20 protein-coding genes are annotated in these 23167 nt (G+C 36.6%); 10 read left to right on the top strand and 10 right to left on the bottom strand.

The window, feature by feature from the left end:
* Positions 1 to 183 precede the first annotated feature (183 nt).
* Genes ACFIJP_RS06465 through ACFIJP_RS06445 form a run of 5 tightly spaced genes read right to left on the bottom strand, consistent with a single transcriptional unit; the run spans position 184 to position 4681 of the window.
* Positions 184 to 1170 carry a type IV secretion system protein gene (locus tag ACFIJP_RS06465; RefSeq protein WP_375626427.1) on the bottom strand — a complete coding sequence of 329 codons (987 nt, stop codon included), beginning with the start codon at positions 1168 to 1170 and terminating at the stop codon, positions 184 to 186.
* Positions 1157 to 1678 (bottom strand): type IV secretion system protein VirB5, encoded by a 522-nt coding sequence (locus tag ACFIJP_RS06460; protein WP_375626381.1) that lies wholly within the window; start codon positions 1676 to 1678, stop codon positions 1157 to 1159. The genes ACFIJP_RS06465 and ACFIJP_RS06460 overlap by 14 nt, the downstream gene beginning before the upstream one ends.
* Positions 1675 to 4029, bottom strand: coding sequence for a VirB4 family type IV secretion/conjugal transfer ATPase (locus ACFIJP_RS06455; RefSeq protein ID WP_375626425.1), 2355 nt, complete (start codon positions 4027 to 4029; stop codon positions 1675 to 1677). Before ACFIJP_RS06455 ends, ACFIJP_RS06460 begins: the two co-directional genes overlap by 4 nt.
* 22 nt (positions 4030 to 4051) lie before the next feature.
* Positions 4052 to 4360, bottom strand: coding sequence for a type IV secretion system protein VirB3 (locus ACFIJP_RS06450; RefSeq protein WP_212112790.1), 309 nt, complete (start codon positions 4358 to 4360; stop codon positions 4052 to 4054).
* Positions 4361 to 4681 carry a TrbC/VirB2 family protein gene (locus ACFIJP_RS06445; RefSeq protein WP_375626379.1) on the bottom strand — a complete coding sequence of 107 codons (321 nt, stop codon included), beginning with the start codon at positions 4679 to 4681 and terminating at the stop codon, positions 4361 to 4363.
* Between the two features lie 399 nt (positions 4682 to 5080).
* On the opposite strand from ACFIJP_RS06445, the gene ACFIJP_RS06440 reads away from it, so the two are divergent.
* Together ACFIJP_RS06440 and ACFIJP_RS06435 are read left to right on the top strand one after the other, a co-directional pair.
* Positions 5081 to 5821, top strand: coding sequence for a hypothetical protein (locus ACFIJP_RS06440; RefSeq protein WP_375626378.1), 741 nt, complete (start codon positions 5081 to 5083; stop codon positions 5819 to 5821).
* 1046 nt (positions 5822 to 6867) lie between these two features.
* The gene (locus ACFIJP_RS06435) at positions 6868 to 7104 is read left to right on the top strand and encodes an EexN family lipoprotein (protein ID WP_375626376.1); all 237 of its coding nucleotides are present in this window, start codon (positions 6868 to 6870) and stop codon (positions 7102 to 7104) included.
* Positions 7105 to 8134: 1030 nt separating this feature from the next.
* Here ACFIJP_RS06435 and ACFIJP_RS06430 read toward each other — a convergent pair.
* On the bottom strand, positions 8135 to 8494 hold the full coding sequence (locus ACFIJP_RS06430; RefSeq protein ID WP_375626374.1) for a helix-turn-helix domain-containing protein: 360 nt from the start codon (positions 8492 to 8494) through the stop codon (positions 8135 to 8137).
* Between the two features lie 1191 nt (positions 8495 to 9685).
* On the opposite strand from ACFIJP_RS06430, the gene ACFIJP_RS06425 reads away from it, so the two are divergent.
* The 3 genes from ACFIJP_RS06425 to ACFIJP_RS06415 all read left to right on the top strand — a co-directional run bounded on the left by ACFIJP_RS06425 (position 9686) and on the right by ACFIJP_RS06415 (position 13193).
* Positions 9686 to 10531 carry a TIGR01459 family HAD-type hydrolase gene (locus ACFIJP_RS06425; RefSeq protein ID WP_375626372.1) on the top strand — a complete coding sequence of 282 codons (846 nt, stop codon included), beginning with the start codon at positions 9686 to 9688 and terminating at the stop codon, positions 10529 to 10531.
* Entirely contained in the window at positions 10531 to 11532 is a 1002-nt protein-coding gene (locus ACFIJP_RS06420; protein WP_375626370.1) for a bifunctional riboflavin kinase/FAD synthetase, read from the top strand. The genes ACFIJP_RS06425 and ACFIJP_RS06420 overlap by 1 nt, the downstream gene beginning before the upstream one ends.
* 1412 nt (positions 11533 to 12944) lie before the next feature.
* Positions 12945 to 13193 carry a hypothetical protein gene (locus tag ACFIJP_RS06415; protein WP_375626369.1) on the top strand — a complete coding sequence of 83 codons (249 nt, stop codon included), beginning with the start codon at positions 12945 to 12947 and terminating at the stop codon, positions 13191 to 13193.
* Here the strand turns inward: ACFIJP_RS06415 and ACFIJP_RS06410 are convergent.
* Positions 13190 to 13519, bottom strand: a complete 330-nt coding sequence (locus tag ACFIJP_RS06410) for a TIGR01244 family sulfur transferase (RefSeq protein WP_375626367.1) — start codon at positions 13517 to 13519, stop codon at positions 13190 to 13192. The two genes, ACFIJP_RS06415 and ACFIJP_RS06410, sit on opposite strands and share 4 nt — an antisense overlap.
* Positions 13520 to 13858: 339 nt before the next feature.
* Positions 13859 to 14002: a hypothetical protein gene (locus ACFIJP_RS06405; protein ID WP_375626365.1), complete on the bottom strand. Its 144-nt coding sequence runs from the start codon at positions 14000 to 14002 to the stop codon at positions 13859 to 13861.
* A gap of 478 nt (positions 14003 to 14480) precedes the next feature.
* Here ACFIJP_RS06405 and parA point away from each other — a divergent pair, with 478 nt between their 5' ends.
* From parA to ACFIJP_RS06385, 4 genes are all read left to right on the top strand, one after another.
* Positions 14481 to 15107, top strand: coding sequence for a ParA family partition ATPase (gene parA, locus ACFIJP_RS06400; protein WP_375626363.1), 627 nt, complete (start codon positions 14481 to 14483; stop codon positions 15105 to 15107).
* Complete coding sequence (locus tag ACFIJP_RS06395; RefSeq protein WP_015856697.1) at positions 15107 to 15337, top strand: plasmid partition protein ParG; 231 nt, start codon at positions 15107 to 15109, stop codon at positions 15335 to 15337. The genes parA and ACFIJP_RS06395 overlap by 1 nt, the downstream gene beginning before the upstream one ends.
* A gap of 1188 nt (positions 15338 to 16525) precedes the next feature.
* Complete coding sequence (locus ACFIJP_RS06390; RefSeq protein WP_375626361.1) at positions 16526 to 16708, top strand: hypothetical protein; 183 nt, start codon at positions 16526 to 16528, stop codon at positions 16706 to 16708.
* A gap of 176 nt (positions 16709 to 16884) precedes the next feature.
* Positions 16885 to 17103, top strand: a complete 219-nt coding sequence (locus ACFIJP_RS06385) for an EexN family lipoprotein (protein ID WP_375626359.1) — start codon at positions 16885 to 16887, stop codon at positions 17101 to 17103.
* Positions 17104 to 20444: 3341 nt separating this feature from the next.
* Here ACFIJP_RS06385 and ACFIJP_RS06380 read toward each other — a convergent pair.
* Complete coding sequence (locus ACFIJP_RS06380) at positions 20445 to 20873, bottom strand: hypothetical protein (protein WP_375626357.1); 429 nt, start codon at positions 20871 to 20873, stop codon at positions 20445 to 20447.
* A 38-nt stretch (positions 20874 to 20911) separates the two neighbouring features.
* Between ACFIJP_RS06380 and ACFIJP_RS06375 the strand changes: the two genes are divergently transcribed.
* Positions 20912 to 21316, top strand: coding sequence for a flagellar protein FlgN (locus ACFIJP_RS06375; RefSeq protein WP_273788300.1), 405 nt, complete (start codon positions 20912 to 20914; stop codon positions 21314 to 21316).
* 973 nt (positions 21317 to 22289) lie between these two features.
* Here ACFIJP_RS06375 and ACFIJP_RS06370 read toward each other — a convergent pair.
* On the bottom strand, positions 22290 to 23167 hold an 878-nt coding region (locus ACFIJP_RS06370; protein ID WP_375626354.1), incomplete at its 5' end, for a tyrosine-type recombinase/integrase.

The raw sequence follows: 23167 nt of genomic DNA, 5'->3' as shown, positions 1-23167 counted from the left end.
ACAATGCATGAGAGCCTTTATTTTGGACACTTTTACAAGTCTATGTGATGCAAGACTTTGATTGGTTTTGTTGTAAGACCCGAGATGTTAGGTCTTATCTGGAACAGGACCATGGCGCGTGCGCCAAAGGGCGCACGCAAGGCTAAAACAAAAGTGCTTATTCTTTTAAAGAGGTGCTTTATCTTAAAACCGACCACGACCACCTCCAGATCTTCCTGCTTTTGCTGCCGCGCCTGCCGCACCTTTAGAAGCGTTACCGGCAGCACCTGAGATTTGTAAAGCGGCATTTTTTACTGTATTCGCACTCGTTCTTGCACCATTGGCAAGCATTGTGAAAACCTGTCCTCCTGAAGAGACACCAGTGTTAAAGTATGGTCCGCCAGAGGCCAGCGCTGTTGCAATACCGGGAAGCGCACGGAAGATAATAACCCCTATGATCGAAATGACGAGGACAGGGGGGAAAAGAACATAGATTGATTCATATGAAACTTTGAGAACCTGTAGGATAACTTGACATATAATTGTTCCAAGCATGATCACGAGAACCTGTAAAATGGTAAAATTGATCAAAGTTGTAATCCATGCATCGGTGTATTTTCGCGTTGCATTAAACAAATATAAACTAATGAATAGAGGACCAAGACCTATAATCATTACGAGTGCAACTTGTGCAAACATTTGCACAATAAAACCACCTATACAAAAAAGAATAACGGCTAAAAGCATGATAGAACCAAGAAGCCCCACAACGATCTTTTCAAAAAACCAAGCGTTGTATAAAACTTCTTGATAGCGAGTATTTGCCTTTAACAAAATATAATCAAAAACATTGGAGCTTGCAGGATTGCTGTTAAGCGCATTTCCAATAGCATTGGATAAATCTTTGAAGAAAATATCCTTGACATAAGTATTAAATGTATCCGCATTCGTTGCCATTGTTGTCACAACAACGATTTTAACAACATTATTGAGAAGACTATGCATGGAAAGCGCAACGCGACCTGTCATAACATTATAGCCATAAAGAAAGATAAAAATGATTGCGGCGAGATTTAAGGGCGCTGAAATAGCAGAAGATAACCCTCTCACCGTTGTGTCCATCACATTATCGAGAGGGGTTAAAATATACCCAGAAATGCTTTCAAATGGAGAAAAACTAAAGTCTGACATTTGTACTCGTACTTTCAAGTTTTTCTTTTAATTGTTTTTCTTTTTCTTTTAATTGTGCCTCAAGGTATTTATGTTTTTGTTGTTCCTTTTCTTCACGCATTTCGTCTTTTGTTTTCGTATCTCTTGCTTGAATCATATCAAGAGACTGAAGTTTTAGAGAAGCCACTTGAAGATCGGCTTGAAGAAGAGAAAGTTTTACTTGAAGCTCTTGTTGAAGAGCTTGAAGCTTCTGCAATTCTTCAAGGCTAGGTTTTTTTACAGCTTCTGTTGTTGTTATATCTGTTTGTGACTTAAGTTGTTCAAGTTGATGACTTATTGCTTTAATTTTTTTTGCAGTTTCAGTTGCAGTTTTATATACGCTTTCAGCTGTTTCTGATTTTGCAGCATCTAATTTTTGTGTATTCTCGAGTGCTTGTTTATAATATTCATCCGCATCGGGTGTCGTTTGTGATATTGCATGAGAAATAAAAGAAAAAGATAACAGTGTAACTAAGCCATATTTTTTCATTGATTTTTTCTCCTTTGATAAAATATGGGCAGCCATTTGTCAGGGTCTGCTCCATATTCGTTGATAATTTCATTCATGAGTTCAATGTTTTTTGTTGTGCCGCTTAAAACGGCGATCTCATCATTCATTCCACGTAAGTTAAGTTCTGCAACGACGGAACTTTGTCCTTGTTTGACGAGAAAACGGCGAGATTCTCTGCTTAATTCTGACTGTATCAGTTCAAATTCACGCTCAGTAAGTTTGAAAGCTTCGACATAATCATTGTAATTTGCTTTTTGATTTGGAAAAAATATTTGGGTGGGGCATTGCTCAATAATTGTGTGCGCGATTGTTGAGTTCAAAGCATCTTTAGGGCTTTGTGTTGCAAAGAGCATCATGCCATTTTGTTTACGAATTGTTTTTAACCGATCTTGCGCAAAAGCTTTGAATGAATCATCTTCCAAAGCTTTCCAGAATTCATCAACGACAATAATGATGCGCCGCCCATCAATCAAATCAAGAATGCGGTGAAAGAGATACATCATTAAGGGGCGCCGAATTTCTTCATTGTCTAAGAAATCGGTCATGTCATATCCAATGAACTGTGCGTTTAAATTGAGATCATCTTGATCATTATCAAAAACCCACCCTAAATCATTGCCCCTAATCCAGCGTTGTAGTCGTATGGCGATACCTTCTTTTGATGTGTTGTCAAAAAACAGTTGAAGTGCACCAAGAGAACGTTGTGTTGGGGGTAAGTTTTCTAAAGAATCGATGGCTTTGGCGATATCTTGTCGCTCTTCTTCTGTTACGATTTGCCCTTCAGCGCTTACCAGCTTTAAGATCCAATTACGAAGAAAGATTTTATTTTTTTCAGTGTATTCCATGCCCTTTAAGGGAGAAATCCCTGTGGGCTGCCCATTTTTTAGAGGTTTATATTTCCCTCCTCCAGCTCGTACAAAAATCTCTGCTCCTTGATCTTTATCAAAAAAAACCATAGTTGGATTGTGTTTTTGTAATTGTGCAAGAAGAAAATTAACAATCACTGTTTTACCAGATCCCGATGGGCCACAAACAAACGTATTTCCAAGATCGCCATAATGAAAATTAAAATAGTAAGGTGAACCAGCCTGTGTTTTTAGCAATGCGACAGCAGCCCCCCAAACATTATCGTTCAGTTTGCCAACGGGGAAAGAATGGAAGGGCGATAAAGCGGCAAAGTTTCTGCTGGTAATGGCGCCTGAACGCGCACGATAGCTAAAGTTTCCAGGAAGCTGTGCCCACCATGCTGCTTCCAATCCTAAATCTTCTCTGGCAATTACGGCTCCCCCATTGGTTAAATGGGAACGTGCTTTTGATAAGTTTTCAGACAATATTTTGGGATGATCAGCAAAAACAGCTAAAGAAATGTGATGCTCGCCCAAAACAAAACGGTTTGATTCTAAATCATCTAGCGCTTCATCGAGTGCATCAATTTGTGAACTAGCACGGTCAGCTGCATTGATCATTTGATTTTGCTTGCGGCTCATAATCGCACCGGCGGCCGCCTTACTTTTAAAGACAAAGGATTGTGTTAAAATGAATTCAAATGGTACCGTAAGCAAACCATCAGTCATACCAGGGCGTGTTTTAGAAGGGTATTCTTTCCATCCAAACATGCCAGCAAAGCGTTCATTACTTTCATGGCGAATTTCGATAATTTCTTTCCCAAAAATAACACGATCCGAGTAAATCGTTGAAGCAATAGTTCCAAATGTGAGAGGAATACGCTCACGTCTTCCCCCCACCAGCTGGTGGAGAAATTCACTTTGTTCAGAAAATAAAATACCTTCATGTTCATAGATTGATAGCAGACGGACTTCATACTCTTCTAAACCTTGCATAAGGTCTTGACTTAACTCTTCGAGTTTACGAATAGCTTCCTCATCGGGTTCAGATTGTGTTTTCTTCGCTTTGCTCAAGCGCTGAAAAAATGAAACCAGCTTTTCTGTTTTATCCGCTGCCGGATTCCAAAGCAGTGAAATAAATAGATCATTTCTATACAGTTCTTGCGAAACCATTTTCTTTTTATATTTTTCATCTAATGTTGTTGCAAAAGATGAAAGAAAGTGACCTTCTGGGTATATCGTTTCACGGCGGCGGATGATGTGAGAATATAAAGCAAGCCGTTCGTCTGCGATATTTTTTAAAAGGGTGTTTAATTGGTTGTGTAAAGAATTTAATTGATCAATATCCGCAGTGTCAAAATTTATACCCTCAACAGCCATCACAACCATTAAACAGCGTGAATTTAAAGCAACGACATGTTGGTTGATGTAGCGTATATAGGGAATATATTCTTCAGGCAAAGTTTCCCGTTTCATTATTGACATCTGTTTCACCGGCTTGGCTCCTTCAGCTTAGTTCCTTATAAGTTCGGATAAGGCGCAAGGGGGAGGTCGAACCTCCTCCCCATCGGTTGAGGTTTTTTTGTTTTCCTCGAGTATTGAGCCATGCAAATAATACGCGAAATTGGTTGTGATCATACTTTGTCACTTCTCGCAAAATAAAGTGCATCCCAATCCCAAGACCAAACATGGTAAAATCACTCGTCAAAATAAAAAGAATGGATGTCGCCATGACATTAAGCGCCATCGCTTCCATTGTAACACCAGCAAACATGGCTGGGCGCGTACAGGCAAGGAAAAGAGTATCTTCGTTCATTTATGTTGTGCCCGCTAATTTACCAACGAGAGCAGGGGCACCAAAAACAATAGCAATCCCGAGAACACAGTAAGCTGCTTTGCGTAAGTCAATAAAGCCGTACATCCAACCAATCCCCACAGCAGCAACACATATAATTGCAATAAGCTTTGCCGTTGCACCCGTCATCATTGTGACAATGTTGCCTAAAACACCATCAAGATTTCCCAGACCACCTCCACTAGCAGCAGGAGCAGCATAAGAAAGATCAGATACAAAAACTGCCGTAAAAAGCAGCATGGTCACGATAAAAATGATGTTTTGGAATCTATTATCTGTCATTTTACCTCTCTTTAACAAATAATATTTGTTCATATGTCGACATTCCATTTCCTCTAACAAACTGGAGAATGCTGTCATTTGATAACAGTTTAATCTTCTCGTTTGTTTGTTTTAAAAGCCTTGATAGTGGATCTGTTCACTCTCAAACTCTTTTTCTTAAAGAGACAGAAGTCTTTTCAAACTTGGATTGTGTTACATGAAAATGGCAATTTTAAGTTGTATGTATTGGTAAAGACAATAATATTAAAACAATGCAAGTAAGGAATATTATTCTTTACAAAATGTAGTTAATATGCAACACAGATATTTGGATTTTTTTCTTTAAAAACAATGGGATTAGTGATAAATAATGTGAAAGGATAGAAAAACAATGAATTTTTTGAGCGAGCGTGTTAAGAAATGCTATTTAAATTGATTGTTATTATTTACATTATGGGTTCCATAGTGTGGGGATTAAGCCAGTATAAAGATAAAATAGATTTCAGTATTCTTAAAACATTTGAGATGCAAGATATACAAGATATTCTCAATTTTTATCGAAAAGAAAAAAATCGAGAAGAAGAAAAGTTGGTTAAATCTATCACCAAACAGCAATTAGAAAAAAATGAACCAGTTCTCGATTTGCAGAAGAGTGTTTCATCAAACGATGTTGCAAATAATGCTGTTGTTTTTCATGGTAAGGCCTCTGTTACAAGTGGGGTTACATTTAAATTACTGACGCCTGCTGCACAATCTTGGCGCTCATATATCACCCGTGATATTCATCTTTATGGTGTAGACACGTGCGCACCACGCCAAAAAGCACGATTAAATGATCAAGAATGGCCCTGTGGTGCGGTTACAACGGCTTGGCTTGTCACCAAAACACTTGGGCAGGATTTATCCTGTAAACAGGCTGTGATGCACAATGGTGTTTATTATGCGCAATGTTTTGTTCAAGGGGTTGATTTAGCTGAGGCAGGTCTTACAGAAGGTATGTTGGTCCTCTCAAAAGAGGGAAAAGATCCTATTCCAACTCAGTACTATCATGCGGAAGAAAAAGCACGCAACAACAAGATCGGTCTTTGGTCAAGTGATTTCACTGAACCTTTAAAATGGCGGCGAGATAATGGATCTTACAACCCCTTTGAAAATCCGTGATTGGCTTTAACGAACATATTTACTTAAATTTTTATAGAGAAAACTTTATCAATAAAATTGCACCAGAGCATAGGGCAAAAGACCATAGGGAAAGTTTGAATAAACCGTGAGATTATTTCCGCTTGTGAAGTAAATGGATAATATTTCCATTTTCAAGGGGGGGCTCTCAAAATCGCTCTTCTATTTTTACTTATGTGTTTTATAAAAGCAGGAAAATTTCATTGTTGGTGGCAAAACGTTTTTGAGTATTTGTGTTTGAAGGAGAAAATGAGACGATAAAAAACGCTCAAGAAATGGATTTCTAGAGCAGAGTTGATAAAAGTGAAAAATGAATAGATCCCAAAATGGCGTAACGTTTGATATAACGGATAGAATATTTTACAGTGCCTTAAAAGAATTCCTAGCAAAAGTTTTTTCATCAGAATTTTGTCTTCAGGATTGGATCACGTTTTTTTACTTCTTTAAGAGTGATCAAACTGTTTCATTCCTTGAAAAGCTTTCATAATTATCTGCTTCTAAATTCAGACTTCTAAAAGATGGATTTCAAACAGACTCCACACGAAGAAATCTTCGTAAAAATGATTTGCATTGTTGATTGTTTTCTATATATTACAAGACGTTTTTATTTAAGCATTCGATGGGGGAAACAATAATCAACATACGAATAGGTAAAAAGAGCTCATACTTTTTTGTAATGGCTTTGTAGTCTATTGATCGTGATACTAAGCGTTATAATGCTCATAGGCTTTTTATAGGGTGAGGGGCGCGGTTCCTATCGCAATGTCACTATTTGAAATCAGTTGGAAAAAAACATTAGTGCGTCTTCTGATTTTGTCATTTTTACTCAGTTTGGGCTTTTTTCTTCTCATTATATTTTATGACAAACTCATACGATGGCTGTCGTGAGTTCTTCTTACGTTATTTTACTCAGAGTGCTCACTTTGAAAGCAAGTAAGTGATAGTAAGGCTGTCTTCTCATACAGTATGAAAACTTAACACCCATTTGGGGGATGATGTTAACAGATAAGGTATTTAAAGAGGGTAAAATGAAAAAAATTATTTTATTATGCATGGCTCTATTATTCGCTGTGGGGTGTGAAAAAACTTATAGCGTAGAGGATTTTAAGAAAGATGCAAAATTAAGGGAAGAATGGGGAAAGAAGTGTTTTCTTTCAGGACAAGCTGTTAAGGAATCTAAAAATTGTAAAAATGTTTTACAAGCAGATACTGAAATGTTTTTCTCGCCAAAGCTTAATTCTACAGATCGTGGTCATGCGTTTTAACGGTTATGCATCTCAACAGTAAAGTGTTATATAAAAATTCTAAAATAAAGAAGTTACGTTTCAACGAATAGTTTCTTCTTTAATTTTTATAGCGGAGATTTTTATCATTTTTCATCTTTCAGATGAGCTCCCCAAATCATATTTGCAATCCTATTGTTTGTTTCATCTTTGTTAGATTGAGGATTATGATCATGAGAAAACAGGATAGCATTGTCTTATAGAAACATCTCTTAAGGCAACCAATCCCATTGCACGGTGATGTCCGTGAATGGTATAATGGTAGATTCATTGAGCACCACTATTTTTACGCTTCATAAAGGAGTAAGCCGGCGCATATTTGCTAGCTCGTGGGTGTTGCTACAGACCTTGGCACTTGAGACGGTTCATTAGGGGCATTTTTAATCCTTTCTTAATAGTTTTTTATCCACAGGGGCTCTTTCCGCTTGTAACTTGCAAGAGATATGTTTTTTGTTGATTCAACATGGAGCGGGGCTGAAATGAAAGAATCTTACGCTATTCTGGATTCTCATTTAACATACAAAACACTGAACACACTTTATAAATCAATGTGTTGCCTTATGGTGCAGTTGGTGTAGCATTGAGATTTTAGAGGAAAAATATGCCTTTAAGAATTTATAATAGATAGCAAGTTTTTATAGCAGGTATATTAAATGCAGATCATCTAAAATAAATGGAACGTCCACAGCGAAGAAGGGGCTAATTTTTTAAAATCCGCATGAATGCTTATTCTGTTGTGCTGCAAAAACATCATCGTTTGAGGTGTGGTGTAAGGCATAAAAACTTTATGCATGGGGTGTTTTGACAAGAGAGTGTAGTGAATATTCAAGAGAGGGCTTGCTTATATAATTTTGTGAAAGGAACCATATGAAATGGGAAGCTGAGAAGGAGCTGTTTTTGAGAAGGCGGATTATTCATCAACCGGTTTAAGGAGGGGGGCATCCTTTGAAGGTGTGGGGAGAAAGCCAAGAATAGGGCGTATAGTACCCTATAGCTATGCTTTTAAAGCGTTTTAATTTTGATCACAAATTAAGTTTAAAATCGCTTTCTGTTTGACAGATGTGAGGACTCTAAAACTTTTTAAAAGCAAATATTCCTCTTTGCTCGAGGCGATTTCATCATAATGGTACGGGGTGTTGTCTTTTTTGATGATATCAGTGTAAAAAAAGGCAAGTGGAACATTCAAAATATCGGAAATTTCCTTTAAACGTCCTGCGCTCACGCGATTTAAGCCTTTTTCATATTTCTGGATTTGTTGGAAAGTGACACCTAAATGATACCCTAATGTTTTTTGAGACATTTTTAGCATTTTTCGCCTAAAGCGAATCTTTTTGCCTACAAAAAGATCAATATTAAGATTTGGAGCTTGCACTTTTCCCCCACCGGTTGCGAGCGCCCTCGCATGAGTATTCCGGGAGTTAAAAGTACTGAACTCAAATCAGCATTTTGCTTTTAGTGCTGAGAAGCACTTGGACATAGCAAAATCTCCCGGAATTCCGGGATACCCGCAAAGCGGGGTCAATTCATGTTTGAGTTTTCAGGCTTTTAATCCCTATTGGTCGTTGCGTATGCGACCAAGACACTTTCTGACTCATAAAGTAATTTTAGGAGATTGGCAATAAAAATAGTTTTTCTTGAGACGGATAGATTTTTTTAAATGAGAGGTTGTTTGCCTTTCAAACTTTTAAGGTTTGCTTACTAAACGCATGACATCAGTTATGCATTTTACGAAGGTAAACCTTGGTTTTTAAGCTCAAGGCACCGCTTACGGTGTTGCTCTTAACCAATAACCAAAATGGCTTGTTTTGATGCGTCTGAGATATCATGATGATAGGGGAAAGCTTTTATGAGTAAAGAGCCCTCATGCAAAATAAACTCAAAACATTATAGATCTGATTGTTGTATATTCACACATTTTTTTAAGAAGATATTTCTCAATGTTAGCACCTATTTTACAATGGTGCTTCGTAAAGTGTGTAGTGTAAAAGCCTCTATGAATGGGATAAAAGCTATATTGCTATCTTTACTGAAAAAAAGATGCTCGGACGGCATATACTCTCGGCCAGTTCAAAATATTACGACAGTTTTTGCCTTTGAAGGGAACATAAGAGCTATTTTTTCTCTCTTCACGTGTTTTTATCTGTAGGCTCTCCGCTTATAATGTGCAAGTCAATAGTTTTGATTGATTCAATATAAACAGATTTGAAATGAGAAAATATATTGGGCTTTCTCATGATGCATGTTTTTAAGAGGGGGATACGTTTATTTTCTCAGTGAAGAATTTGAGTATTTTAGATAAAAAACTCTATCAACGTCGTTGTTGTTAGAATTAAAATTTTTATGAGAAAAATGAGCATTGGGGAATGATAAGCTTTTGCTATCAAGCATTTTAGAATTTTGCACAACTTAATGATAACTTAGTTATTTTATCATTTCTTATGATCTCTATAGACGATAAAAAGTTGGGATATGGTTTGAGAAAGCAGATGACACAAGTATTATCTTTCGGTAAGTAATTTTGAAGTAAAAGACAGCTTTAAATGACAAAAGAGATAGGTGCACCATGAATGAAGTTACCCATATTGAGACTATTATAGCGCATTATGATGCTGTTTTTTGTGATGTGTGGGGTGTTGTGCATAACGGTGTACATGCATTTGAACCAGCGTTGAAGGCGTTGTATAAAATCCGACAAATGGGAAAACCTGTCATTTTATTGACCAATTCTCCTCGGCTACGGGAAGATGTTGCTGCTCAATTACAAAGCATGAATGTTCATAGCGACTATTATGATGCCATTATCACTTCAGGGGATGTAACGCGCGATCTTATTCTGACTGCTCCACGTAAAGTTTTTTTCATTGGTTCACAACGTGATTTGGTGCTGTTTGAAGGGTTAGAGTGTAAATTTGTTGAAGAATGGGAGGCTTCTGTTGTCGTCTGTAGTGGTTTTCTTGAAGATTTTGACGAAGAACCCTCTGCTTATGAGGAGATGTTTCGTCGCATGCGGTCGCGGAATTTACCTTTTATTTGTGCGAACCCAGATGTGATTGTCCATTATGGAAATAAAGAATTTTGGTGCGCTGGTGCATTGGCTCGTCTTTATCAACAATTAGGGGGGGAGGTGCGCATTGCTGGAAAACCTCACGCGCCTATTTATGAATGTGCCTTTGAAAAACTTCAAAAAATACGGGGAACAGTAGAAAAAAGTCAAGTTTTAGCTATTGGTGATGGTCTTTTAACGGATATTAAGGGGGCGGCTCATTTTGGTCTTGATGCCCTTTATATTATGGGGGGGATTCATCATTATGATTATACGCAAAATGGTGTGGTTGATAAGCAAGCTTTGCATTCTTTTCTTGAACGTCATGGTTATAAACCACAAGCAATCATGTGGGCACTTCAGTAATGACTAATTTTTTGCGTCTTCAGGGAATTCATATGTTTCCCTCGGCTTGGCGGGAAGCAGTGTTGGCACTTGGAAATTTTGATGGTGTTCATTGCGGACATCTGGTGGTGTTGCAAAAAGCGCTTGATTTCGCGCGGATAAAAAAGAAACCAGCAGTTGTTTTAACCTTTGAACCCCATCCAAGAAGTTTTTTTCAACATTCAGCTCCTGTCTATCGTTTGACAGAGGCAGCTGAAAAAGCTGAAATTTTTAAAACCCTTGGCTTTGACGGTGTGATTGAACAGCCGTTTGATGCACAGTTTGCCGCTCTTTCAGCGGACGAATTTATCAAATCGATTTTAAAGGAAGTTTATGATGTTTCAGTTGTGGTGACAGGGGAGAATTTTCAATTTGGTCATCAGAAAAGTGGAAACGTCCAACTTCTTTGCCAAAGAGGAAAGAAATATGGATTTGAGGTTGTGCAAGTTCCTTGCGTTTCTCGTCCTCAAGATTCACAACAGTTGATTATTTCCTCGAGTTTTATTCGGGAGCTTCTCTCACAAGGGGAAGTGGACAAAGCGGCCCATTTGTTAGGGTATCACTATCGGGTATGCTCAAATATTATTCAAGGCGACAAACTTGGACGTCTTTTGGGGTTTCCTACCGCTAATCAAATGTTGCCTCCCCAAGTTCGCTTGGCTCATGGTGTTTATGCGGTACGTTTGCGTCGTGCTAACGGTGTTTTGTATGATGGTGTTGCAAGCTTTGGTTGTCGTCCAACGGTTGTTAAAGATGGTGCGCCACTTTTGGAAACCTATTTGTTTGACTTTAACGACGACCTTTATGGGGAAAGCTGTACTGTTTCTTTTTTCCAGTTTTTGCGAGGACAAGAAAAATTTGATGGGCTTGAACCTTTGATTACGCAAATGCACCGTGATGAAAAAAAGGCAAAAGAAATTTTAAAGACAGTACAACCATTATCAAAGTTGGATAGGCTGCTTACTTTTAAAAATATGCCCTGAACTTATCTGAAAAAGAGAGAAGAGCCGTAAAAATAGCACTTAAAGTGATTGTAATCACAAAGATATATTCCAAAACATCGTGGAATATATGTTTTTTCCGTCGTTGAGAGGGAGAATCGAATATCTGAATATCTGATTTTGGCATTATCTTTTTCAAAATTCATTTTATGGCTTTTGTTATCATTCAAAAGTCTACTGCTTTTTTCTTTCTGATCCGTTAAAATTCATCATAAAAGATGTAGTAAAGAATAAGCCCCAGCCTATTCGGCAATAATAGACGTGAAGAGGGAGAAAGGCTGTTTTTTAAATTTCTTGCGATTTTAAGCTTATAGTTTGATAAAATTTAATCGATGACTCTTTTATAATGATATTGGGTTTATCTAAAACCTTACGTATGTGATGTTTGATATCATATGATGAATATTTAAAAAAGTTCGTTTGTTGAGTCTTGTGAAGTAGAGCGGTGGACAGCAGCTGTTTTGTGCTAACCAATTACGTAAACGAGAATGAAGCTGATGTAAAATGCTTTAAGTCTTGTTTCTCTCGTATGTTGTGATAGGAAATTCACATTAAGGAGACTACGATTGATTGCAGATAAAAAGAAATCATTGCGAGAAAGCAGGTGTACTTGTTTCAAAATTTCTAATGCTTTTGATGATAAAGGTACAACTTTGTTGTCCTAATACGTAAATCTTTCAAATTCTCAAGCAACGAATTGTCCATATATCTCCTTTGTCTTTCACAAATATAACACCTATAATGTAGCGGGAAGGCAGTCTTGTAAGGATATGAAAACGCAACGCCAATAATGTATTGTTGTTTTTTGAATAGGATCAAGCCCCATAGGTAAAATAAAATGCTGGAATATACTTGTTTTGCTAATTTACGCGCTTGTTTTAAAGAAATATCTCTCAACGCTTCCATATCCATTTTCACGATGGCACTCATGAATGGTATCATGCAAGCTCCGTTGAGTGCTATCATCTTTATGTCTAATAAAAGGGTAATCCGGCATCATCAGTTATATTGACAAGCCTTCAGTTGCTGTACAGCCTTGGTTATTTGAGAGCGTTTATGAGAGTTTTTTTCTTAACTCGTTTTATTTCACACGAACACTTCCTGCTTGTGACATATAAGAAAAACGCTTTTGATTGTTTCACTACCAATAGACTTAAAATGAGAGAATCTTACGGTATTAGGGTTTCTCATTCAACGTGCAAAATAATTAATTACTATAAATCAATATCTTATAATTAACCATAGATGATGGCTTACGGCTTTTTTATAAAATACTCTGCATGCCTTTTATCCGGAATATGGGGGTTTTCTTAGTGGTTTTACTGTGGTTTTAGGTATCTGTGGCCTACGAATGAGCTCGTATTGGTAAAGGATAAGAAAAAGGATGTGGAGCAGTGATAAAAGGTGAGGTGAAAATAAATTTGCTTGATCATCATATGAATTTTCATGCATTTTTATGGCTCAGGTGCGCATGTTTGTTGTATATTGAGGAGCAAAGCTTGCTTGTAGAGTTTTATGAAGTGGCAAGCCAAGGAAAAGGCGCAAGACAAAGATTATTGCCAGATTGTTTTTTACAGATCGATGTGTATTTAAGAGTCTTTATTTTTAAAGGCGAGGAGGAAGCGTATGAAACCTGTGTTTAAAGATGCGCTAAACGATAAAGATGCAGCGAGCGTGCTCCTTGATGGCAATAGGCGAGAAGAGGTAGAGAGGCGGTTTTTAAAATTGTTTGCATAGCTTCAACAGCTGACTGTTCTATAGTTGGAGGAGAAATGGGAATGTGATAGGCTTTTATGCCATATTCATTTGCGACCGTTTTAATGCTAGAAAAGTCAGGTTGATGAAGCTCCTCGTGATCGGGGCGGTTACAGATAATTGTTTTAAAACCAGCTTGTGCTAATGTTTTGATATTTTCTATGCTAATTTGGGCGCTGATAAAAATATCAGGTTCAATTTGTTGTAAATTCATTTTTATTTATTCTCAATTGCACGACCTTCATGATACCCTCTGGTCTGGTATATAAAAGAACATAATGAAGGTAAGTTTTTCAATGGCATCTTAACAAAAATAATCTTTTTGTCGAGAAGATCTATTTGGGAAAAATGAGTTATAAGATGCAAAATATCTCACTCTGCCATATGTTCGTTATTCGATCTTATGCAAGACGGCTGTTTGGTCTTTATGAATAATCTATTGTGTTTACCAAGCATAGACATTCCATTGTGTTGCTTGTTCACATGTTTGCTAGAGGTATTCTTATTTCTCTTAAGCCCATTTTACTCTGTTGAGCGTATAAGAGTATAAAATTCATTGATCACTATCTTCTTTACGCTTATGAAGAAGGAAGTCAGCACCATTGTTATATTTGCCAGCCCCCAATGTTACTAGAGTCTTTGGCTCTTGAGACAATTCATAAGAAGCATTTTTCCTTTCTTGTACAGTTTTACCCACACGCCAGCCCCGCTTGTAACGTACACAGAGACATGATTTTGATTGATTTAGGCTCTCTCATTCAACGTGCAAAACAATGAATGCTCCTTATAGTTTGTTGTATATTCAGAGTGGAGCTTATTTGTAGAGTTGCATTAAGTGGACTGCATGAAGGGAGAAGCTTAAAAGGTAGGCGCGAGATAAGAAGCTGGATCATTTACAGAGCATTGTTTACAGATCGACATAGATCTAAGAATCTTTGTTTTAGGGTGGGGGAAGAAGAGGGCGTCTCTTGTTTAAATTTATTTTTATTATTCTCAAGAACATCATCTCCATAATGTTTTTGCTCATGCTAAAAGAATATTATAAAGACAAAATTACGGGCCGTCGTTTTTATCCTAAAAATAGGAGAAATGGTTATTTTGCACGTATTGGATGCTTGCTTCTTTTATTACTTTCTGTATAATCGTAAAAACGATAATGCTGAAAGGCGTAATAAATGATCATTGGACTTTTGAATCAAAAGGGAGGCGTAGGAAAAACTACGTTGAGTGTTAATCTTGCGGCCAGTTTTACGCGTACTGGTGCACGGGTATTGCTTATTGATGTTGATCCACAGGGTAGCGCGTTAGATTGGGCTGCTGCGCGTGAAGATGAACCTTTGTTTTCGGTTATTGGTTTACCGCGTGCAACGGTTCACAAAGAGATTACACAGATTGGCCATGGTTATGATCATATTATTATCGATGGTCCTCCGCGTGTGACTGATCTTGCTCGTAGTGCTCTTATGGCTTCGGATTTGGTGCTTATACCTGTTTTGCCTAGTCCCTATGATATTTGGGCCGCCGATGGAATTGTAAAGCTGATTGACGAAGCGCGTGTTTATAAAGAAAATCTTAAATCTGCTTTTGTTATTAATCGTAAAATAGTCAATACAGCGATAGGGCGTGATGTGAACGAAGCTCTTGGCATATACCCCGTGCATGTTCTTTCTTCTAGCATTGCGCAGCGCGTGATTTTTGCAGAAGCAGCAGCACAAGGGAAGGCGGTTTATGAAGTTGATAAGCAAGGACCAGCAACAGCAGAGATTGAAGCTGTTGCAGCAGAAATCAAGGAGTTAGCGTGATGAATAAAAAAATTAAAATTGGCACGAAACCAACGAATAAATCAATTCCTTTAACAGCAGATGCATGGGTGGGAAGTCCCAAAGGAAGCATGAGTGGAGGTATGAAGCGCCTCACGATTGATATACCAGAAAGTTTGCATCGACTGATTAAGGTAAGTTGTGCAAGTCGTGGAACTAAAATAGCCGATGAAGTGCGCGAATTGCTTTCACAAAAATACGGAAAAGTGTGAAACATGATATACGATAATAAGTTTTCGTTGGTATGAAGGCTTTTTCTAGAGATGATATCGGTTGTTTTTATACGAAGTTAATAATGACAAAAGCGCCCTTCCTTTTTCACGAGGGCTGTTTCATTTAAGTTGTTTTTCATAAGGTTCTGTATCATCTTATGAAAGAGCTATGAGTTTGCGAAAAATTCTCCGTTTCAAACTTTTCCCTATAAATGTGATAATTATCGTACTACTTGTGATCTTATCCGCTAGATGAATAGATAAGTTTATTCTTCCATAAAAATTGTCTTGATAATGATTTTAAACGTCAGGTTATTTTTTTGTTTATTTTAATTAATACATGCGTAAATAATGTAATTAAGAGTAGCATTGACTATTTTTTCTGTTATCCATCGATTTATTTGATTAAATTATATTTATGTTTATAAAGGGGGGATAAAAATAAATAAAATTTACTGATATTGGCGCGCTATAAGTTATTCATAATAAATAAAAGAATTCATTGAGCATATTATAGACATTATTTCTTACATTTACATGATTTTATAGTCTTAAATAGTTAATGCCAGTCGTAATGGTACGCAAGAAAATAGGTTTTTTGCTTCAATTGGAATGTATAAGATCGCTTTTTTAGCATTTCTATTGGCATTTAAAAAGTATAGGGGGACTTAAAGTTTTTTTTCTTTTCCGGTGGTTTAAGAAATGATAAGAGCGCAATCAGTTGATTAAAAGGTGTATTCTTTCGTTTGCAGGGAATTTGCAATGGATATAGGCATTACGAATTTTTGATAAAATTTTGTGCAACTTCTCATGATGAAGTGGTTTTTGAAAAAATAATTAAAAGCTTTTTGAAAAATGCCAAGATATCAAAATTACTGCTGAAGTTCAAATACAAAGAGCAGCTGTGCAAATAATGTTACAAATGCAAGTCTGATAAATGAAATCAGTTCTCATGATTTAACATGTTTGCATTGAAAGTGTGCGTATGTGCAAAGGAAAGTTAGATGCAAGGTTACAATATGGGAGGGGATGTGAACTCAAAGATATTGTTAATAAAAATAAAACAAAAAGAGGGGTTAAATCATGAACAAGGTCATTATAACAGCGCTATTGCTTTGCACGGGGCTTGTTACTGTTGGTTCACGAAAAAAACTACAGTGTTGAGGAATTTAAGAAAGATAAAAATTGATGCAAGAATGGGGAAAGAAATGCGATAAAATGGGGACCTCTGCTTTTGCAACCAAGAATTGTCAAAATGTCATGCAAGCCGATATGGAACTATTTCAAAAGCATTATAGAAATCTTGCAAAGGAACTTCGTGAAAGTGGCAAAAAGGGGAATGAAACTGAAAAAAAGCAGGACAACAATTAAATCATAAAAATATATTGATAGCGGTATTTTTCTTTGTACGCGATTTATCATCATAGGTTGGAAAAAAATTGCGTACAGAAGCCGATTTTAAAATTTTTGAATTACACAATGAACCGAGTGTACAATTTTAATCGGGTGCTAAACTTTGTAAATTTGAAAAAAGGGGAATTTTATTGATGAATAAAGCCATTATTATAACATTGCTGGTTTGTACTGGACTTGGCGTTTCTGGTTGCGAAAAAACTTACAGCGCAGCGGAATTCAAGAAAGATAAAAAATTACTGGAAGAGTGGGTAAAAAAATGTGAAAAAATGGATCCATCCTCTATAGAGAAATCTAAAAACTGTCAACATGCCAGACAAGCGTATATGGAACTTATGTTTGGCATTAATTAAAAACATACAATTCAATAAATTGATTCTATTACGCTTTTTAGGATCTCTCTAACTTTTAGGGAGTCTTTTGATGGCTTCAAGAATTAGCTGTTTACGATCTCTACTCTTTGTGTAAACGGATGCTATACTGTCATTTGTTCAGCCAAAAAGTGCTTTCAATTGTGATAATATTGCATCCGAATGAGTCGCTACGTGTTACTGCTAAGTTTTCAAACTATGTGCTGTTTTTTTAATGTTTTGGTTGCATGTATTTAAAACATGAGATCAAATCTATCTTTGGGATGTTTTTTTCTGCGTTTATCACAAATAAATGTTTTATCATACTAAGAGCGGCTTTAAGCGTTGCGGTTAATTTCGGAAAAATTGGCAGGAAACATCTGTTTGGAATTTACTTTTATCTGTTTTAAAAAGAGAAAAACATTCTGAATGGAATTATTATCGTTTTATACCCAAACTATTTTTAAAAAATTGCTTTTGATTTGAGAATATTATAGCATTAGCTAAGACGTGGGGCAGTTTTGCTAGAACGGTTTTTCCGGATGTATGAGGAGTTGAGTGCCCTCCACACCTTTTCATTTTTCTCCTCTCTTTTCTGAGTTTGCAAGGTTTTCCCTTGTTATGTTTTATTGTGTCGTAATATTATTATTTTGAGCGGTGGAGCTTATGTAAAACTTTGCGTATGAGATGCTTTTTGTTTTCGAGTGTGTGATGAATGTTATTTTGAATAACACTTTTATTTATAAAAATATTTTAATTATTTTATGTTGAATAAGGATCTCGTCAAAATCTGTTCTAGGTTGAATCAATTAAAACCATCTGCTTGCACGTTACAAGCACGGAGAGCCGTGTGGGTAAAGACTGTTGAAGAAAGAAGTAAAAATGCCTCTTATGAACTATCTCAAGTGCTAAAGGTTTGTTTGCAACATTTGGGGCTGGAAAAGTGTGTGATGCTGCTGGTTTATTCTCTCATAAGTGTAAAGATGGTGTTCAATGGATTTATCATAAGTTTCATGAAATATTATCCTTTAGAATTGTGATATGCACTGAAGGGGGAAGCAAGAGGACTTAAAGGAGACAAATTGTTTACAAATCGGATCTGGTAGAAAATTTAGTTTTTAAGGCGGGAATGAAGTTGAGATTTAAGGTAGCGTGAAAAGGCGGGCACTGATGGTTAAAAATGCACACAAAAAGCAGAGTTAACACTTAAATAGTTGCAAGTGGTGTTTGAAATTGGGTGTGTGATTTATCTGTAGAGTTAAAATTTTGCTTTGATCTCATGTAAAATTAAGATGATCGTTTGCGCAAATTACAAAAAGCCAAGAGAGTATGCTTAGTATATTTCTATTACGAGAACTAAAATAACAACAAAAGCATTCATGGCGATAATTAAGGTTGAATAAAGCACGGCGGCTTTTACGAGATCAGCCATAAAAACCTCTTTCTGTTCTTTTTGAGGTGATTTTATAAATAACAATATGTTACAATCTGTAGTATATGCTGATACAATATATTCAGCAAGCTTAAATCGCTCTTTTTTATAAAGGCTTGAGGAATTGGAGCACTGTAAATCCTAAAAAAGAAAATTTTAAAGAGGATATTCATTGATTTTGTAGGTTTTGATGTTGCAAAAAACTTTTTTATCCTGTGATGCTATAAAATACTGTCATTTATAGCGGTAATATGAGGCATATAAGTTTTCTTGGAACGTTTAAGTATTTTTTAGTGTCTAATGAATATTCGTAGGTTTATTTGTTGCGTTTTCGTTTAAGTGAATCACATGAGTGGAAAGTCAAGAGAAGATCGTTTGACAAAAATTCGGACTGCGTACAGAGCAGATTGAGTTTAGATCTTGGTTCTTTAAGGTGAGCGGAGGAAGACAAAAATGTTTTCTGATCGTTCATCTCATAGCAAGATTGGTTAATGCTGCTCTAATGGGACGTGTTTTTGCACAAAAGAATAGAACGTTCCAAACGAAATATACTTATGTTGTATATTAATATATTTGTATTGCATATTTATGTACTTTTTTGAAAGAAATATCTTTCAACGCATACGATAGACAGTTTATGATGACACTCATAAATGGTATAACTGTAAATGTGAATAGTATAACGGTAAAGCTCTCGTGAAATAATATAAAAATCTATAGAATGCTGCCCTCTTTACACTTATGAAAGAGCAAGTTACTGTCATCGTATGCTTGCTTCCAATGTTTACTGTAGCCCTTGGCATTTGAGAAGGTTCATAAGAGGCATTTTTCTTTCAGTGTATTTTATCAACACATCAGGGCGTTGTTTGTGATGTGCAAGAAAGTGATTTTAATTTGTTCCACATGGAATAGATTTGAAGTGTGATGAGTATGAAAGAGAAGAGCCGCATTTAGAAGATTGAAAATGAGAGAAAGTTCGTAACAAAAATTGTACCTTTATTATAAAATGATTGTTTTTCTCTGTTTTTATACCAGTAGCACATGTAAAGCTGCGATATTAAGAGCAAACTGTGTTATGGAGTGAAATAATCTATAGGAAGATGCTGTGAAAATTCTGAAAAAATCAATGTGGGAAGCGTTAAGCATTATGCATTGGATAATATTTTGATTTATAATGATAATCTATCGTTATTCAACTTGAATTAGAGTTCTGAATATCGTAAAAATTTTTCATTCCAAATCTGTTCTAGGTTTAATCAACCAAAACCATGTCTTTTGCAGTTACAAGTGCGGAGGGTCCATGCGGAGCGAAACTGTACAAGAAAGGTATGCTTTTTGAACCGCACTCAAATGCCAAGGATATCGCAACATGAGGGGCTAGCAAAATATGTGATGGTGCTGGCTTGCTTCTTTTATTAAGCGTAAAGCTGGAAAGTGCTCAATGGATTTTATACACGTCATGGGAGATTTATCATTATACCATTCATGGGACTCGGTGCGAAATAGGCTTGCGTTCACTTAAGAGATGTTTCTTTAAAACAAGCGCGTGAATATGCGATTGAAGACATATCGAACTGATTGGCTAAGAAACTCTTGAAAAGGTTCCAAAAATCTTATATAGTGGTTCATTGCAAAGAAAAGCGAATGATAATTTAAAAAAGGAAGATTGATGGCTGTTTAGCTGTTTAAGGTGTCTTTTTTAATATTGCCGTATGGCTGATCTGTTCAAAAGAGCGTTCTTTTCGTATTTTATGCGAAATGTTGCGTGTGTGTAGAAAGAGCATGGGGGGTATGTCTTTTTGAATGGGTGCAAACTAAGTTTGTAGGGTGCCGTCTTATAGGGTGCCGGAAGGTGCGCAAGTTTAGGTGCAGAGAAAGCCATAAGGTTATGGAGGGTAAGGTGCTGCTATCGTTAAAATGCTGAAATTTTTAATGAGCTTAAGTCTTTGATATGCTGCAAGATATGCTGTGGGTTTTTGTCGGCAGGTGGTCTTTTTATGGACAAAGTTCTCGTGAGAGCGTTGTTGTTTTCTGTTGAAGGCGTGCTGGTGACGAAATAGGCAAAGGTAAAATCGGCAAGGCGAAATAGATCGGAATAGACAGAGCAAATGTGGATTTTTCGATATTGCTGCGTAAGGTTTAAGTTTATAGCGTTTTGGTGAATTAGTAGAGCCGTAATGATGATTTTGGAGCAAAGCAAGAAGAATATTTGAGAGAATGCGTTGAAAGTTGAAGTGGTACACGCTTTGAAGGATTGTTGTGCTGTTGTTTGAGCGATGTTCGCGCCACGAGCTTTATTGAGTGTATCAGCATTGAAAAGAACCTGTTTAATCTCCCTCATTTGAAAGATTGAACAAGAGTGTTGAAGGGGAAGTAAAAATGTCTGTAGTGCAATATGGTGATGATAGTTTTGCATCAAAAGCAAAAGTTCTTGATAATAATCTTATTGATCGTGATTGGGCGATGACTAAATTTGTTGCTGCTGTTAAGGGATTAGCTCAAGTTGTTGATTATGAAAGCAATATGCTAGAGAGCAGTGGTGTTCCAGATTACGAAGAAATAAATTTATGTAAAATACGTGGTTTGCGTGATCTTAATAAATCCATGAGCGATGTGAAGCGCTACATGAATCAAGATATTGAGCATGAAGTTGAAAGTTTGTTGTCTGATTTACAAGAAAAATTACAGCGTAATAGTGAATTGCTTCAGACGCATTTAAATGCAGTTAATGATCTTTCTAGAGCTATGCAACTATCTGGACGTGTAAAAGAAACAGAGGAATGATTCAAATCTGATGAATATTGGTTGTTCTAAGTGATGACAATGATTAGGTAGATCAGTTTATTTGGATAAATAATGCGTTTAGTGAGTAGACTTGTTTTAAGCGCATTTTGGTATTTAAATTATTATTCTGTTGTATTGTAAAATGCTGTTATTAAAACAGTGTCTTTTAAGGTGTAGTGATGTGAACTGGATGCTGTGAGAGGCTAGCTGGAAGAGGACTAAGAGAAGGCGGATTATTTACAGAGCGTTGTTTGCAGACAGAGTTAATACGGGGACATTTTTTAGTTTAGGGAGGCGATCAAGGGGGTATTTAGACCAGCCGTGATGCCTTAAAAACAGCTTACTTGGGGCTATGGTAATGTTAAAGTTTTATGCATTAGTCTTTTGAGAGTATGTGATGAATACTGCCTATAAGCCTTATGGAGTACTGTCCTTTGAAGTGTGGTGATACGAAGCGGTTAGTTGTTTAAATCTATATGTTTGAGACAAAAATTAAAGTGGTTTAATATTTTCTTCTGCTGTTTTTAGTTTTTGTATGTCAGATTGGAGAGAGCATCCAGATTTGAGTGAATATATTGCGTATACCTTTGTTGGCGTAATATTTTAAATGGGGAGGCGATCTTATTGGGAAAGAATAAAGGGCTAGAAATCAGCTTTTCTCTGTACCACCATCCTTTAATTTAGCTTTATTTTTTTCAAAAGAATCTAAAGCACTATCTGTTAAATGATGAAGATTACGCATTATTTCACGCTTCTGTTTCTCTCGTTCTTTAATGGGGGCACGTCCCTCATGTAAAACAGAACGTCATTGTGTTGCCAATTCACGTGCTTTTTTTAAGAAATATTTCTTAAGGCACCTAATCCCATTTCACGGTGATGTTCGTGAATGGTATATAAAAAGCAAGTAAAATAAAATAGTTATGTCTAATATGGGGGAATAGGTGAATCTTGATTCTATTGAGTTTTTTTGCCTCTATCCCTCATCTTTTTGAAGCTTTTTTATCGCCTCTATAGCTAACCTTTTACGGTCTGCGCTCTTTGTGTAAAGAGATGCCATAGCATCATTTGTCCAGCCAAAAATTGCTTTGAGTTGTGATACTGTTGCACCAGAGTTAGCTGCGCGTGTTGCTGCTAATTTTCTTAATCCATGCGCCGATTTTTTAATTCCAGCCGCATTACAAGCGTCTCTAAATGTATCGCCAAAGCTTTCTTTGGAGAGTTTTTGATTAGTTTTACTACAGATGAAAGTTTCTGTTCCAATAGGACCAGCTTCAAGCGTTTTGGCTAATTCCGGTAAAATAGGTAGAAAGACATCTGTTTGGAATTTACTTTTCTCTGTTTTGAGATGAATAATATTGTCTTTGACATCTTTCCAGCCAATGCGAACCGCATCACCACGACGTAAGCCCGTATACAGAAGAATATCAATCCAAACGCGTTCATGGGTACCATGGGACCATCTTTGATAATATTTCTCAACATCTTCTTCTGTCCAAACAGGAAAGCCGCTTTTATTTTTAAGAGGAGGTTTTTTGACGCCTAAAGTTGGATTATTTTCCAAAAGACCTTGATCAATTGCCCAATTAAAAAGTCCATTAAGGGCTTTCAGAAAGTTTCTAGCCATTGCTGGTGTTTCTTTACGCCGTTCAACACCGGCTATAATATGCTTCTTTTCAATTGCTTGGTATGGAATGTTTCCTATAGTATCACATACCTTCATAAGGATGAGTTCTTTTTGTTTTTTTGTAGCTTTAGTGTAACTATGCCAATTAGAGCTGTTAAAGTATTGTTTAAGCAGCCATGCAAATGAACCTTCAACAAGTTTACCGGTTTTTGATTTAGGAAGTATAA

The sequence above is a fragment of the Bartonella sp. MU37NMGALS genome (assembly GCF_042194015.1).
Taxonomy (GTDB): Bacteria; Pseudomonadota; Alphaproteobacteria; order Rhizobiales; family Rhizobiaceae; genus Bartonella; species Bartonella grahamii.
Note: the sequence above shows the minus strand (reverse complement) of the source record. Positions and strands in the feature narration are given on the sequence as shown.